General features: G+C 45.3%; 12 protein-coding genes. 6 read left to right on the plus strand and 6 right to left on the minus strand.

The features are described from left to right. Nucleotides 1–5 precede the first annotated feature (5 nt). Entirely contained in the window at nucleotides 6–1907 is a 1902-nt protein-coding gene (gene aceF, locus L1D37_RS16035) for a pyruvate dehydrogenase complex dihydrolipoyllysine-residue acetyltransferase (RefSeq protein WP_239848439.1), read from the plus strand. A gap of 241 nt (nucleotides 1908–2148) precedes the next feature. After that, nucleotides 2149–3579, plus strand: a complete 1431-nt coding sequence (gene lpdA, locus L1D37_RS16040; protein WP_017630530.1) for a dihydrolipoyl dehydrogenase — start codon at nucleotides 2149–2151, stop codon at nucleotides 3577–3579. A 288-nt stretch (nucleotides 3580–3867) separates the two neighbouring features. Here lpdA and L1D37_RS16045 read toward each other — a convergent pair whose 3' ends face one another. Beyond that, on the minus strand, nucleotides 3868–4473 hold the full coding sequence (locus L1D37_RS16045) for a LuxR/HapR/OpaR family quorum-sensing transcriptional regulator (protein ID WP_048664508.1): 606 nt from the start codon (nucleotides 4471–4473) through the stop codon (nucleotides 3868–3870). A gap of 337 nt (nucleotides 4474–4810) precedes the next feature. On the opposite strand from L1D37_RS16045, the gene hpt reads away from it, so the two are divergent. Then, complete coding sequence (hpt, locus tag L1D37_RS16050; protein ID WP_017633235.1) at nucleotides 4811–5341, plus strand: hypoxanthine phosphoribosyltransferase; 531 nt, start codon at nucleotides 4811–4813, stop codon at nucleotides 5339–5341. 74 nt (nucleotides 5342–5415) lie between these two features. On the opposite strand, the gene can is transcribed toward hpt, so the two are convergent. Beyond that, on the minus strand, nucleotides 5416–6084 hold the full coding sequence (gene can / locus L1D37_RS16055; protein WP_017633236.1) for a carbonate dehydratase: 669 nt from the start codon (nucleotides 6082–6084) through the stop codon (nucleotides 5416–5418). A 286-nt stretch (nucleotides 6085–6370) separates the two neighbouring features. Between can and L1D37_RS16060 the strand changes: the two genes are divergently transcribed. The 3 genes from L1D37_RS16060 (at nucleotide 6371) to L1D37_RS16070 (ending at nucleotide 10007) form a co-directional block, all read left to right on the plus strand. Continuing rightward, a complete protein-coding gene (locus tag L1D37_RS16060) occupies nucleotides 6371–8002 on the plus strand; it encodes a SulP family inorganic anion transporter (RefSeq protein WP_239848458.1) in 1632 nt (543 codons plus the stop codon). Nucleotides 8003–8317: 315 nt separating this feature from the next. Further along, the gene (locus L1D37_RS16065; RefSeq protein WP_239848440.1) at nucleotides 8318–9235 is read left to right on the plus strand and encodes an ABC transporter ATP-binding protein; all 918 of its coding nucleotides are present in this window, start codon (nucleotides 8318–8320) and stop codon (nucleotides 9233–9235) included. Between the two features lies 1 nt (nucleotide 9236). Continuing rightward, nucleotides 9237–10007, plus strand: coding sequence for an ABC transporter permease (locus L1D37_RS16070; protein ID WP_017633239.1), 771 nt, complete (start codon nucleotides 9237–9239; stop codon nucleotides 10005–10007). A gap of 122 nt (nucleotides 10008–10129) precedes the next feature. On the opposite strand, the gene panC is transcribed toward L1D37_RS16070, so the two are convergent. Genes panC through pcnB form a run of 4 tightly spaced genes read right to left on the minus strand, consistent with a single transcriptional unit; the run spans nucleotide 10130 to nucleotide 13683 of the window. Continuing rightward, a complete protein-coding gene (gene panC / locus L1D37_RS16075) occupies nucleotides 10130–11020 on the minus strand; it encodes a pantoate--beta-alanine ligase (protein WP_239848441.1) in 891 nt (296 codons plus the stop codon). Between the two features lie 8 nt (nucleotides 11021–11028). Further along, the gene (gene panB, locus L1D37_RS16080; protein ID WP_176680420.1) at nucleotides 11029–11823 is read right to left on the minus strand and encodes a 3-methyl-2-oxobutanoate hydroxymethyltransferase; all 795 of its coding nucleotides are present in this window, start codon (nucleotides 11821–11823) and stop codon (nucleotides 11029–11031) included. 22 nt (nucleotides 11824–11845) lie between these two features. Continuing rightward, a complete protein-coding gene (folK, locus tag L1D37_RS16085; RefSeq protein WP_017088704.1) occupies nucleotides 11846–12331 on the minus strand; it encodes a 2-amino-4-hydroxy-6-hydroxymethyldihydropteridine diphosphokinase in 486 nt (161 codons plus the stop codon). Beyond that, nucleotides 12328–13683, minus strand: coding sequence for a polynucleotide adenylyltransferase PcnB (gene pcnB / locus L1D37_RS16090; RefSeq protein ID WP_239848442.1), 1356 nt, complete (start codon nucleotides 13681–13683; stop codon nucleotides 12328–12330). Before pcnB ends, folK begins: the two co-directional genes overlap by 4 nt. Nucleotides 13684–13807 lie beyond the last annotated feature (124 nt).

Raw genomic sequence — 13807 nt, forward strand, 5'->3', positions numbered from 1 at the left:
ATACAATGACAATCGAAATTAATGTACCAGACATCGGTGCTGACGAGGTTGAAGTAACTGAGATTCTTGTAAACGTTGGCGACAAGGTTGAAGAAGAGCAGTCACTGATCACTGTTGAAGGCGACAAAGCTTCAATGGAAGTTCCAGCGTCTCAAGCGGGTATCGTTAAAGAAATCAAAGTAGCAGAAGGCGATTCTGTTTCTACTGGTTCTCTTATCATGATCTTCGAAGTGGAAGGTGCTGCAGCAGCACCGGCTGCGCCAGCAGTTGAAGCGGCGGCACCAGTTGCTGCAGCTCCTGCAGCGGCAGCTGAGCTTAAAGAAGTTCACGTACCAGATATTGGCGGTGATGAAGTTGAAGTAACTGAAATCATGGTTGCTATCGGTGATGCAGTAGAAGAAGAGCAATCTCTTCTTACTGTTGAAGGCGACAAGGCTTCAATGGAAGTTCCTGCACCATTCGCTGGTATCGTTAAAGAAATCAAGATCGCTTCTGGTGATTCAGTTTCTACTGGTTCTCTAGTAATGGTGTTCGAAGTAGCTGGTTCAGCACCTGCAGCACCTGCAGCAGCTTCGGCTCCTGCGGCGGCAGCACCAGTTGCAGCGGCACCAGCAGCATCAGCTGAGAAAGAAGTAAACGTTCCTGATATCGGTGGTGACGAAGTAGAAGTTACTGAAATCATGGTAGCGGTTGGCGATACAGTAGAAGAAGAGCAATCTCTAATTACTGTTGAAGGCGACAAAGCTTCAATGGAAGTTCCTGCACCATTCGCTGGTACAGTAAAAGAAATCAAGATTGCAGCTGGCGACAAAGTGTCAACTGGCTCTCTAATCATGACTTTCGTAGTTGAAGGCGCAGCGCCTGCTCCTGTTGCAGCACCTGCACAAGCAGCAGCTCCAGCGGCGGCACCTGCTCCTAAAGCAGAAGCACCTGCAGCGGCTCCAGCAGCAGCTGGCGACTTCCAAGAGAACGGTGACTACGCGCACGCTTCTCCAGTTGTTCGTCGTCTTGCTCGCGAATTTGGCGTTAACCTTTCTAAGGTTAAAGGTACTGGTCGTAAGAGCCGTATCCTTAAAGAAGACGTTCAGTCTTACGTTAAAGATGCACTTAAGCGTCTAGAGTCTGGTGCAGCAGCATCTGGCAAAGGCGGCGACGGTTCTGCTCTTGGTCTATTACCATGGCCAAAAGTTGACTTCAGCAAGTTCGGCGAAACTGAAGTTCAGAAACTTTCTAAGATCAAGAAGATCTCTGGCGCAAACCTACACCGTAACTGGGTAATGATCCCTCACGTTACACAGTGGGATAACGCTGACATCACTGAGCTAGAAGCATTCCGTAAAGAACAGAACGCAATCGAAGCGAAGAAAGACACCGGCATGAAGATCACTCCACTTGTGTTCATCATGAAAGCTGTAGCTAAAGCGCTAGAAGCATTCCCAGCGTTTAACTCTTCTCTTTCTGAAGATGGCGAAAGCATCATCCTTAAGAAGTACGTAAACGTGGGTATCGCTGTTGATACACCAAACGGTCTAGTTGTTCCTGTATTTAAAGACGTGAACAAGAAAGGCATTTACGAGCTATCTGAAGAGCTAATGGCTGTTTCTAAGAAAGCACGTTCTGGTAAGCTAACAGCGGCAGACATGCAAGGCGGTTGTTTCACAATCTCTAGCCTTGGTGGTATTGGCGGTACTGCATTTACTCCAATCGTAAATGCGCCAGAAGTAGGTATCCTAGGTGTATCTAAGTCTGAAATTAAGCCAGTTTGGAATGGTAAAGAGTTCCAACCACGTCTACAGCTTCCACTGTCTCTATCATACGACCACCGTGTGATCGATGGTGCTGAAGGTGCACGCTTCATTACTTTCCTAAACAGCGCACTATCTGACATTCGTCGTCTAGTACTGTAATTGAGAAAGTAATTATTAAGGTGGCTTTCGGGTCACCTTAATTCTTTATATAAAGACTATTTTTAGAGAACAGTTTCCCGCATTTCTCATAAAGCGGAAGGGAATTGTTGTCTAGCTCACAGGCTAACTTAAAGCTACTTTCACACTGTTAACATCTCTGTAAAATGTTTCCTGTTTGAAAGCCCAATAATTTAAGAACATCTACTCAGCCTGTTAGGGATAATGACTACAAGAGGTCACAATGAGCAAAGAAATTAAAGCCCAAGTTGTTGTACTTGGTTCAGGTCCTGCTGGTTACTCAGCTGCATTCCGTTGTGCGGATTTAGGTCTAGAAACAGTACTAGTTGAACGTTACAGCACTCTTGGTGGTGTATGTCTAAACGTTGGTTGTATTCCATCAAAAGCACTTCTTCACGTTTCTAAAGTAATCGAAGAAGCTAAAGCGATGGCAGAGCACGGCGTTGTATTCGGCGAGCCACAAACGGACATCAGCAAGATCCGTATCTGGAAAGAAAAAGTAGTAGACCAACTAACTGGCGGTCTTGGCGGTATGGCTAAGATGCGTAACGTTACTGTTGTTAACGGTTTCGGTAAGTTCACAGGTCCTAACAGCATTCTTGTTGAAGGCGAAGGCGAAGCAACAACTGTTAACTTCGACAACGCAATCATTGCTGCGGGTTCTCGCCCAATCAAGCTTCCTTTCATCCCACATGAAGACCCACGTATTTGGGATTCTACGGATGCACTTGAGCTAAACGAAGTTCCTGAAAAACTGCTTATCATGGGCGGTGGTATCATCGGTCTTGAAATGGGTACGGTTTACCACTCTCTAGGTTCTAAAGTTGACGTAGTTGAGATGTTCGACCAAGTTATCCCTGCAGCGGATAAAGACATCGTTAAAGTCTTCACTAAGCGTATTAAGAACAAGTTCAAGCTAATGCTTGAAACTAAAGTAACAGCTGTTGAAGCGAAAGAAGACGGTATCTACGTTTCAATGGAAGGCAAAAAAGCACCAGCTGAAGCTGAGCGTTACGATGCTGTTCTTGTTGCTATCGGTCGTGTTCCAAACGGTGCACTTATCGACGCTGAAAAAGCAGGTATCGAAGTTGATGAGCGCGGTTTCATCAATGTTGATAAGCAAATGCGTACTAACGTTCCTCACATCCACGCGATCGGTGACGTTGTTGGCCAACCAATGCTTGCTCACAAAGGTGTGCATGAAGGTCACGTAGCTGCTGAAGTTATCTCTGGTAAGAAGCACTACTTCGACCCTAAAGTAATCCCATCAATTGCGTACACTGAGCCAGAAGTTGCTTGGGTAGGTAAGACTGAGAAAGAAGCGAAAGCTGAAGGCCTAAACTACGAAGTTGCGACTTTCCCTTGGGCTGCTTCTGGTCGTGCAATCGCTTCTGACTGTGCAGACGGTATGACTAAGATGATCTTCGATAAAGATACTCATCGCGTAATCGGTGGTGCTGTTGTGGGTACTAACGGTGGTGAACTTCTTGGTGAAATCGGCCTAGCAATCGAAATGGGTTGTGACGCAGAAGATATCGCTCTTACTATCCACGCTCACCCAACTCTACATGAGTCTGTTGGTCTAGCTGCGGAAGTATTCGAAGGTTCAATCACTGACCTTCCAAACAAAAAAGCAGTGAAAAAGAAGAAGTAATTATTTCTTAGCCACTCGCTAATGTTTTTAAAAGCCGCTGATTCGTCAGCGGCTTTTTTATGTCTGAAGTACGGCGCAGGAACGTTTCACTCCGAGATGCGAGGATGCTGCGCTCCGGGATACGAAGAGCGAATGCTAAAAACAAAAAGGGTTGACCCATTAGGTCAACCCTTCACAATTCTTCTCGAATCTCGAATCTCGAATCTCGAATCTCGAATCTCGAATCTCGAATCTCGAATCTCGAATCTCGAATCTCGAATCTCGAATCTCGAATCTCGAATCTCGAATCTACTTATAGATGCACAGCATGTTTAGGTAGCTATCCGTCAAGCTTGAAAGCTCTTCAGGCGTTTCTACACGTTTCGCTTGAATGAATAGCGAGTAGCAGATGCCGTGGAATAGGTTCGCTAGATGCTTAGGATCGTGATCGTCGCAAACTTCGCCGCGTTCAATCGCTTTGCTAAACATATTCTGTACTAACATTTGGTTAGTGCGGTTAGTCGTCACGAATAGAGGCCATACTTCATCGCGAGTTGATGCGCTCCATTCGAACCATACGTTCAACCAATGGCTGTCTTGAGCAACTAACGTCACCATTTCAGTCGCAATATTATGTAGGTTTTCTTTTGCGTGAATATCTAAGTCGATATTGTCTGAAAGGAAGTTAGAGAATTGGCGTACAACGTGATTCAGTACTTCATCAACCAGATCTTCACGGGTTGGAAAGTAGTTAAATACGGTTGCTACAGACACCTGAGCAATATCTGCAATGTCTGCGTGTCCACCACGGCCAATGCCACGGCGAGAGAACACTTCAAGTGCGATTTCCATCAATTGAAGTTTTCTTTTTAGGGGTGAAAGCCTAGTTCTAGGTCTCTTAGAGATTGAGTCCATTTTGTTTTCCTTGCCAACGAATTTCTTATATTAATGATTTTATTATTATTTAAGCCAAGATGAGTGTAATGGTGCATATGCGAATGGTCAATCCTTTGAGCTTATTTAATAGACAGTTACATCAAACTTGATACATAAAGCGTGATCAGTATTGATGTGAAAGGAAGCGAGTATCGGACAAGGCATCAACGCACATTATCGTTGATAATCTGACAGTAAATTTGAACCATAAGGTGGTGTGGGTATTTGAGCAGTGCTAGACTTACGCACAAATTGAGCGGCGCCGATGGCAGAACTGTCTACACTTGTCGCAATCACCAAATAAAATGAGAGCAGTATGAAGCATACAGTTGAAGTCATGATCTCTGAGCAAGAAGTTCAGGATCGAGTGAACGAACTAGGCAAACAGATCACGGAACACTACAAGGGTAGTGAAGATCTAGTTTTAGTTGGCTTATTACGTGGATCTTTTGTCTTTATGGCGGATCTTGCTCGTGCTATCGATTTAACTCACCAAGTTGATTTCATGACTGCGTCTAGCTACGGCAACGGCATGGAAAGCTCACGTGATGTTCGTATTTTGAAAGACCTAGATGATGATATCCAAGGTAAAGACGTTCTGCTTGTTGAAGACATTATCGATACAGGTAACACACTGACTAAAGTGAAAGAGATTCTGAGCCTACGTGGTCCTAAGTCTATCGAAATCTGTACGCTACTAGACAAGCCTTCTCGTCGTGAAGTGACGGTAGATACTAAGTGGATTGGTTTTGAAATTCCTGACGAATTCGTTGTTGGTGTTGGTATCGACTACGCACAAAAATATCGTCACCTGCCGTACATCGGTAAAGTTGTACCTCAAGAGTAATTATTACGCTTGTCGAATAGAAGTCATTAAAAAGCCCGCATCAAGCGGGCTTTTTGTATTTATAGAGAAATTGTCTAGCCTTGCTGGCTAAGAAGAGGCGTCGTTAAGATTTTATTCAATGCCTCTAGATGACTGTTCTCTAGGGTATCGTTACTTGAGCAACGTACGCCAAGGTCTTGTAACTTGCCATCGCCAATGCCGTAAACCACACCGTGGATTTCAACCTCTTGGCCTCGCTCCCATGCGTTTTGCATAATGGTTGAGTTACCTAGGTTATAAACCTGCTCTGCGACATTAATCTCGCACAGTTTGTCACCCCATTGCTCACGAGGAAGCCCTTCGATCTGCTTACGGTATTTTAGGTAATTGTCGCGGATGTGAAGTAACCAGTTATTGATTAGGCCAAGTTTAGGATTATCAATTGCCGCGTTAACACCGCCACAACCGTAGTGGCCACAAACAATAATGTGTTTAACTTTGAGTACATCGACCGCGTACTGCACAACAGACAGGCAGTTTAGGTCGGTATGAACCACTTGGTTAGCAACGTTTCGATGAACAAACAGTTCGCCAGAATACAAACCAGTGAGACGCTCGGCCGGTACTCGGCTATCAGAGCAGCCGATCCATAGGAAACCAGGGTTTTGACCCTCTTCAAGCGTTGTAAAATACTCTGGTCGCTCTGAACGAATTTCTTCAGACCATTTAGAGTTGTTTTCAAAAAGCTGTTTAATCTCTGGCATTTTGCGTCTTACATCCCTTAATTAAGAATCACAACTATACACAATGTTACAAATTCAATCTCGTAAAAACTGTGTCAATTAGTACTCATCTGACGTGTTCTAGTCGTTAAAATCATGAACTTAGCTTAGAAGCTATGATCCGGTTATAAGACATGAATAATGTGATTGAATTAACACTTTCTGAACACTTGATACATTTGTTAAAGTGATAAGGTTTGTCATTTCATCATCAGGAAGGTGTGTTTTGTTTGGAAGTCGTTTTACGGATATCAATCTCAAAGGGGACATGTTTGGCGGTGTGACTACAGCCATCATCTCACTGCCTTTAGCGTTGGCATTTGGTGTTGCTTCTGGGGCTGGCGCTGAAGCAGGCCTTTGGGGCGCGATTATGGTCGGCCTATTTGCAGCTTTGTTTGGCGGTTCAAGCAGTTTGATATCTGAGCCAACCGGCCCGATGACAGTGATCATGACAGCGGTAATGACGAGCATGGTCGCTAAATATCCTGAAACCGGAATGGCAATGACCTTCACCGTCGTGATGATGGCGGGTGCGTTTCAAATACTACTTGGGACATTAAAGCTCGGAAAATACGTCACTTTGATGCCATATAGCGTGATTTCCGGCTTTATGTCGGGTATTGGCGTTATTCTGATTATCTTGCAACTCTCGCCACTACTCGGACACGCCGCTCCCTCTGGTGGAGTGATGGGCACGCTCTCTGCGCTTCCTGATACGCTCGCAAACCTAAAAGTGAGCGAACTGTTTTTAGGTGCTTTGACGCTCGGTATTCTTTTTGGCTTCCCAGCTAAGTACCGTAAGTATGTGCCAGCACAACTGGTCGCGTTAGTGGCTGTGACTCTGCTGTCTGTTATCTTCTTCGATACCGATTCTATTCGCCGCATTGGTGAAATCCCTGCAGGCCTACCTTCTCTTGTTATTCCTACTATCAGCGCTGAGCAGTTTACTACCATGGTTATCGATGCCTTAGTGCTTGGTACGTTGGGTTGTATTGATACGCTTTTGACTGCGGTTATTGGTGATTCACTGACTCGTAAAGAGCATGACTCTGATAAAGAGCTTAGAGGGCAGGGCATCGCCAATATGCTTTCAGGCCTGTTCGGCGCACTGCCTGGTGCTGGCGCGACTATGGGGACCGTGACTAACATTCAGGTTGGCGCGCGTTCTCCACTGTCTGGTGTGATTCGTGCCTTAGTATTAGCGTTAGTCGTTTTGGTTGCTGGTGGTTTAACCGAGCCCATTCCTATGGCGGTGTTGGCAGGTATCGCCATGTATGTGGGCTTCAACATTCTTGATTGGAGTTTCATTCAGCGCGCACACAAGGTGAGTTATGCCGGCATGGGCGTGATGTATGGCGTAATGCTACTAACCGTGTTCGTTGACCTGATTATTGCTGTTGGGCTTGGTGTCTTTATCTCGAACATCCTCATTATTGAAAGGCTAAGTCGAGAGCAAGCAAGGCAAGTTAAGGCGATCAGTGATGGCGATGACGAAGACGATATTCCACTCACTGATAGTGAACGTCAGCTACTCGATAGCGCGAATGGTAAAGTTCTGTTCTTCTATCTTTCAGGGCCAATGATCTTCAGTGTTTCTAAAGCGATTTCGCGCCAGCACTCGAGTATCTCTGACTATGAAGCAATGATTCTAGATTTAACGGACGTTCCGATGATTGATGTAACCGTTGGTCTAGCTCTGGAGAATGCCATCAAGGATGCCCTAGATGCGCAGTGTGAGGTGTACTTGTTGTGTCCTAACGAGAATACACGTCAGCAGCTTGAGAAATTCCATGTAATTGACTTGGTTCCTGAATCCAATACTTACCGATTCAGATACGAAGCGCTGACGGCTGCCACCAGTTATGTTGAGAGAGATGAGCACCAATTTGAGTCAGTCTAAGTTTTAGTGATGAACTTATTTGATTAATCGATTCTTCATTTTATTCTGATAAAAATGCCGTTAAGCGAATGACTTGGCGGCATTTTTTTATTTATCGAACACATTCATTTTCTCTAGTTAGCTTAGAACCTCCACTGTTTTAAAAAGAAAGCACGAATCGATATTTGTATTCATCGTTAATCAACGATAAACTTGTTTGCAAAATGGCCGAGTAAACAAATCTTGGGTTAGCTTTCAGCTAGTTCGTTTACGTTTCACTCTCTTCCTCATGCTCGGTCATCAACATCTATCTATAGCAAATGGCAGTCTATCTCTATGTATGCATTAGAAATTGAGCAATTAAGAAAAACTTATGCTGGGGGCTTTGAGGCTCTTAAAGGCATTAGTTTACAAGTAGAAAAAGGCGATTTTTACGCACTACTTGGTCCAAATGGTGCGGGTAAGTCCACCACTATTGGTGTTATCTCTTCACTGGTTAATAAGACTTCAGGCAAGGTTAAAGTGTTCGGCTACGACATTGATACTGATCTGGAGTTGGCGAAACAAAACCTAGGCTTAGTGCCTCAAGAGTTTAACTTTAACCCGTTCGAGACTGTTGAGCAGATCGTTTTGCAACAGGCTGGTTACTACGGTGTACCGAAAGCTCTTGCGAAAGAGCGAGCGAAAAAGTACCTATCTCAACTCGATCTATGGGAAAAACGTAGCGAGCGTGCACGTAACTTATCTGGTGGTATGAAGCGTCGTTTGATGATTGCTCGTGCACTGATGCATGAGCCACAGCTGCTGATTCTTGATGAGCCAACTGCAGGTGTCGATATTGAACTGCGTCGCTCTATGTGGGAATTCCTGAAAGAGATTAACGAGAAACAGGGCATCACCATTATCTTAACCACGCACTATCTAGAAGAAGCAGAAATGCTGTGTCGCAATATCGGTATCATCAATCGTGGTGAGCTGATTGAGAACACAACCATGAAAGCGTTGCTAGGTAAGTTGAGTGCCGAGACCTTTATTTTGGATCTTGAAGAGGGTGCGACGGAACCTAAGCTAGAAGGTGTGAATAGCCAAGTGATGGTGAATGGCTCGCTAGAAATTGAAATCGACAAGAACCTCGGCTTGAATACCATCTTTGCTCAGCTGAGCGAACAACAGGTGAAAGTCCTCTCTATGCGTAACAAAGCAAACCGTCTAGAAGAGCTATTCGTGAGTATTGTCCGTGAGGGGAGTAAATAATATGTACAGCCTATATTGGACAGCTTTCTGTAGTTTATTAACCAAAGAGATCAATCGCTTTACGCGTATCTGGGTGCAAACTCTAGTGCCGCCAGCGATTACCATGACACTTTACTTCATCATCTTCGGTAACCTGATTGGTGCGCGTATTGGTGAAATGAACGGCTTTAGCTACATGGAATACATTGTTCCTGGTTTGATCATGATGTCGGTGATCACCAACTCCTATTCGAATGTGGCGTCGTCGTTCTTTAGTGCAAAGTTCCAAAAGAACATTGAAGAGCTACTCGTAGCACCAGTACCTAACTATGTGATTATCGCGGGTTTTGTGATGGGTGGTGTCGTGCGTGGTTTGCTAGTCGGCACTATTGTAACCTTCGTATCACTGTTCTTTGTTGACCTACAAGTCGATCATTGGGGCGTGATCATTGCGACGGTATTCCTAACTTCAGTCGTGTTCTCACTGGGTGGTCTGATTAACGCGGTCTTTGCTCGCACGTTTGATGATATCTCGATTATCCCTACCTTTATCTTGACGCCACTGACTTATCTTGGTGGTGTGTTCTACTCAATCAGTCTACTGCCTGAGTTCTGGCAAGGTATATCGAAGCTGAACCCTATCGTGTACATGGTAAACGCGTTCAGATATGGCTTCTTAGGTGTGTCTGATGTGGGTATCGTGACGTCATTTGGCGTGTTAGGTGTGTTTATCGTGGTGCTGTATGGCATTGCACATTACCTAGTGACGAAGGGTATCGGTTTACGTAGCTAACTCTTGATTACCCTGAATTGCAGGCAAAGAAAAAGGTCGATATTACATCGACCTTTTTTATGTTCTGCATTTGTGCTTTTGCTTTGCGTTAGAAGCAGGTTTACGCAAAGAGAAGAACGCGATTACTCAGCCGTTTCTTCTTTCACTTCTTCTTTCGTTTCCGTTACCAAATCGAGAACTTGGTTGTCGATAAGACGAGTCTTACCTAGGAAAGCTGACATAAGAATCACTGCTTGAGTCGATTCTGAAGTGATAGCTTGTAGCGTCTTAGCATCACAAATGAAGATCTCATCTGGTTGCAGATCTGCTGCGCGAAGCTGGTCAGTTGCATCTTCAATCACTGATGCGTAATCATCGCGACCGCCGCGAATTGCACTGCTGATCCAACGCATGGTGCGCGCTAGAACAGGAGCACGTTGACGCTCATCAATGGTGAGATTGCTATTGCGAGAGCTCATTGCCAAACCGTCCATTTCACGAACCGTCGCGACACCCACAATTTCAATGTCTAACGCTAAGTCAGTTGTCATCTGGCGAATCACAGCAAGTTGCTGGAAATCTTTCTCGCCGAAGCATGCAAAATCTGGCTGAACGATGTTGAACAGTTTAGTGACAATCGTTGAGACACCGCGGAAGTGACCTGGACGAGAAGCACCTTCAAGCATGTGAGAGATTCCCGGGACTTCAACAAACGTCTGCTTGTCTAATCCTTCTGGGTACATAACCTCTGGCGTTGGTGTAAACACCAGTTCAACACCTTCGCCCGTTAGTTTGCTTAAATCAGCTTCTAACGTACGAGGGTAGTTGTTTAGGTCGTCGGCACGGTCAAACTGCATTGGGTTAACAAAGATGCTTACCACAACAATGTCAGCCAGCTCGCGAGCTTTCTTTACCAGAGTTAGGTGGCCTTCATGCAGGTTTCCCATTGTCGGAACAAAAGCAACCGTACGTCCATCACGCTTAAACTGTTTAATCTGCTCACGAAGAGCCGCTATTTCAGCAAAAGTTTGCATACTTACTCCTAAGCGATTGTATGAGCTTCATCAGGGAAGCGCGCGCTCTCTACTTCTTCTTTGTATAGAGCTACAGCCTTACGCATATCACCTGTTTCAGCTAGGAAATTCTTAGAGAATTTCGGCATGTAATTCGCAGAAATACCGAACATGTCATGCATAACAAGGATCTGACCATCGGTAACGTTACCTGCGCCGATACCGATAACAGGTACGTCACAAGCTTCTGTAATTCGTTTTGCCAATGAAGCAGGTACACATTCAAGTAGAACGATTTGTGCGCCTGCGTTTTGCAATGCTAGAGCATCAGCAACCATTTTATCGGCTTGCTCGTCGTCACGGCCTTGAATCTTGTAACCACCAAAGATGTTCACAGACTGAGGCGTTAAGCCCAAGTGTGCACAAACTGGTACAGCACGCTCTGTTAGCATCTTCACAGTATCAACCAACCAGCTTCCGCCTTCGATTTTTACCATGTTCGCGCCAGCACGCATTAAGGTTGCAGCGCTCTCACAAGCTTGCTCTGGAGTCGCGTAGCTCATGAAAGGCATGTCAGCCATAAGAAGACAGTTAGGGCTACCTGCACGCACTGAGCGCGTATGGTAAGCAATCTCTTCAACGGTAACTGGTAGAGTGTCGTTATGGCCTTGTAGAACCATACCTAGTGAATCACCGACAAGCAGCACTGGCATTTCTTGGCTTTCGAATAATTGAGCAAAGCTCGCATCGTAAGCTGTCGAAGTCGCGAATTTACGGCCTTCAGTTTTGCATTTGATAAGGTCGTTAATGGTTACTTTTTTCATTGGTTTTCCTTAATGCGTTTGGCTATTGCTGCCAAACATTGAGCCCGTTCTTATCTACTATTTTGAGTAGTTCTGTCAGCTCAGTCCCATCAGGGAGTTGTAAACTTGGTGCGATTTCAGCAAGCGGGTAGAGTACAAACTCTCGTTCTTTCATTCCGTAATGAGGAACGATTAAGCGCTCTGAATCGATCACCTCATTGCCGTATAACACAATGTCGAGATCCAAGGTTCTTGGACCCCAACGCTCGTCTTTACGGACGCGCCCTTGCTCTAGCTCGATTTTTTGAGTGCAATCAAGCAGTTCAATTGGCGTTAATTCGGTTTGGATTGCCACTACCGCGTTGATGTAGTCCGGTTGATTTTGCGGCCCCATTGGAGTGCTACTATATAGCTGAGAGGTCGCAATAAACGTTGATCGCGGTAGGTTTTTTAGCGTTTCGATAGCCAAATTTGCTTGGCTAACTGGGTCGGCAAGATTGCTGCCGACCGCAATGTAAGCTGTGATCATTCTGATTGCTTACTCTTTTTATTTCGGTAAGTCTTACGGCGACGATTGCCTGACTTTGCTGGTGCTGCTACATCATTAGCCATGGCTTGGCGCATGTTGCGACCGGCGGTTTGGTAGCGCTCCCACCATTTCGCTAGATCTTTGGTTTCGCCACCTTCAATCTCACCACGCATTTCTAGGAAATCGTAGCCTGCACGGAACTTGTTTAGCTCCATTAGGCGAACGGCACGTTTACCGTTGCGGCGAGGTAGTCGTAATTGCAGCTGCCAAACTTCACGAATGGTTGCTGTGTGACGACGAGGGATAGCAATAGATTTAACTTGCTGGTCAAGAATGATGTTGCTCGCTTCCATGATCGCATCGTAGTGCGCCATGCCTTGCTCTGCGACTAGCTTGTCTGCCAACTTATTCATTGGGTACCAAAGAATCGCAGCAAACATAAACGCAGGGTTTACGCGTTTGCCATCTTCGATGCGAAGGTCAGTCGAGTCGAGTACCAAGTCAAGCATCTGTTCTGTGTAAGAGTCGTAATCTTCAGTGAAGAACTCAGCGATTGCTGGGAACATCTGTTGGAACAGGTTGTATTCACGCATCAGGTGGTAGGTTTCTAAACCGTGACCTGATTGAAGTAATTTAAGAGACTCTTCGTAAAGACGTGCTGCTGGGATATCTTTTAGAAGGTGTGCCAGCTCCTCAATCGGATCAGCTGTGTCTTCTTCAATATCGAAATCCAGTTTAGCGGCGAAGCGCATTGCACGTAGCATACGTACTGGGTCTTCGCGGTAGCGTGTTTCTGGATCGCCGATTAGACGGATCAGTTTGTCTTCTAAATCTTCTACACCACCTGCGTAATCGTGGATGCTGTAGTCTGCAATGTTGTAGTACATCGCGTTGATTGTGAAATCGCGACGCTCTGCATCTTCATCAACACTGCCGTATACGTTATCGCGTAGCAGCATGCCTTCTTTAGATTGTGCAGACACGTTTTTCGATGGTTCTTGATGGTGACCACGGAAAGTAGCTACTTCAATGATGTCACGACCAAACATGATGTGCGCCAAGCGGAAACGGCGACCGATTAGGCGACAGTTTCTGAAAAGGTTCTTGATTTGCTCTGGCGTTGCGTTGGTCGCAATATCAAAATCTTTTGGCTGAGAGCCTAATAGGATATCGCGTACACCACCACCGACTAAAAACGCGTCAAAACCCGCACCATTCAGGCGATATAACACTTTTAGTGCGTTGTCGCTGATCTGCTTGCGTGAAATATTGTGCTCTTGACGAGTATAAATATTCAGAGCTAATTCGTGGAATCCGCGTTGTTCGCTTGGGGTATTGTCGTTTGTATTCATTAGTTTAGAACAAAGTAGGTATCGCCAACTTTGTTTTTCTCTTAGTCCAAAGTGGTAGTGCAGAGTTTAATTGCGGCTAATAATAGCTTAGCGCGAGCCATTTGAGAACATCGTCTGCTTAACC

Source organism: Vibrio sp. Isolate33 (assembly GCF_022397895.1).
GTDB lineage: Bacteria > Pseudomonadota > Gammaproteobacteria > Enterobacterales > Vibrionaceae > Vibrio > Vibrio pomeroyi.

Bases quoted from the DNA above. Each gene is read 5' to 3' on its own strand.
- aceF (WP_239848439.1), top strand. From the start codon at position 6: ATGACAATCGAAATTAATGTACCAGACATCGGTGCTGACGAGGTTGAA.
- lpdA (WP_017630530.1), top strand. From the start codon at position 2,149: ATGAGCAAAGAAATTAAAGCCCAAGTTGTTGTACTTGGTTCAGGTCCT.
- L1D37_RS16045 (WP_048664508.1), bottom strand. From the start codon at position 4,473: ATGGACTCAATCTCTAAGAGACCTAGAACTAGGCTTTCACCCCTAAAA.
- hpt (WP_017633235.1), top strand. From the start codon at position 4,811: ATGAAGCATACAGTTGAAGTCATGATCTCTGAGCAAGAAGTTCAGGAT.
- can (WP_017633236.1), bottom strand. From the start codon at position 6,084: ATGCCAGAGATTAAACAGCTTTTTGAAAACAACTCTAAATGGTCTGAA.
- L1D37_RS16060 (WP_239848458.1), top strand. From the start codon at position 6,371: ATGTTTGGCGGTGTGACTACAGCCATCATCTCACTGCCTTTAGCGTTG.
- L1D37_RS16065 (WP_239848440.1), top strand. From the start codon at position 8,318: ATGTATGCATTAGAAATTGAGCAATTAAGAAAAACTTATGCTGGGGGC.
- L1D37_RS16070 (WP_017633239.1), top strand. From the start codon at position 9,237: ATGTACAGCCTATATTGGACAGCTTTCTGTAGTTTATTAACCAAAGAG.
- panC (WP_239848441.1), bottom strand. From the start codon at position 11,020: ATGCAAACTTTTGCTGAAATAGCGGCTCTTCGTGAGCAGATTAAACAG.
- panB (WP_176680420.1), bottom strand. From the start codon at position 11,823: ATGAAAAAAGTAACCATTAACGACCTTATCAAATGCAAAACTGAAGGC.
- folK (WP_017088704.1), bottom strand. From the start codon at position 12,331: ATGATCACAGCTTACATTGCGGTCGGCAGCAATCTTGCCGACCCAGTT.
- pcnB (WP_239848442.1), bottom strand. From the start codon at position 13,683: ATGAATACAAACGACAATACCCCAAGCGAACAACGCGGATTCCACGAA.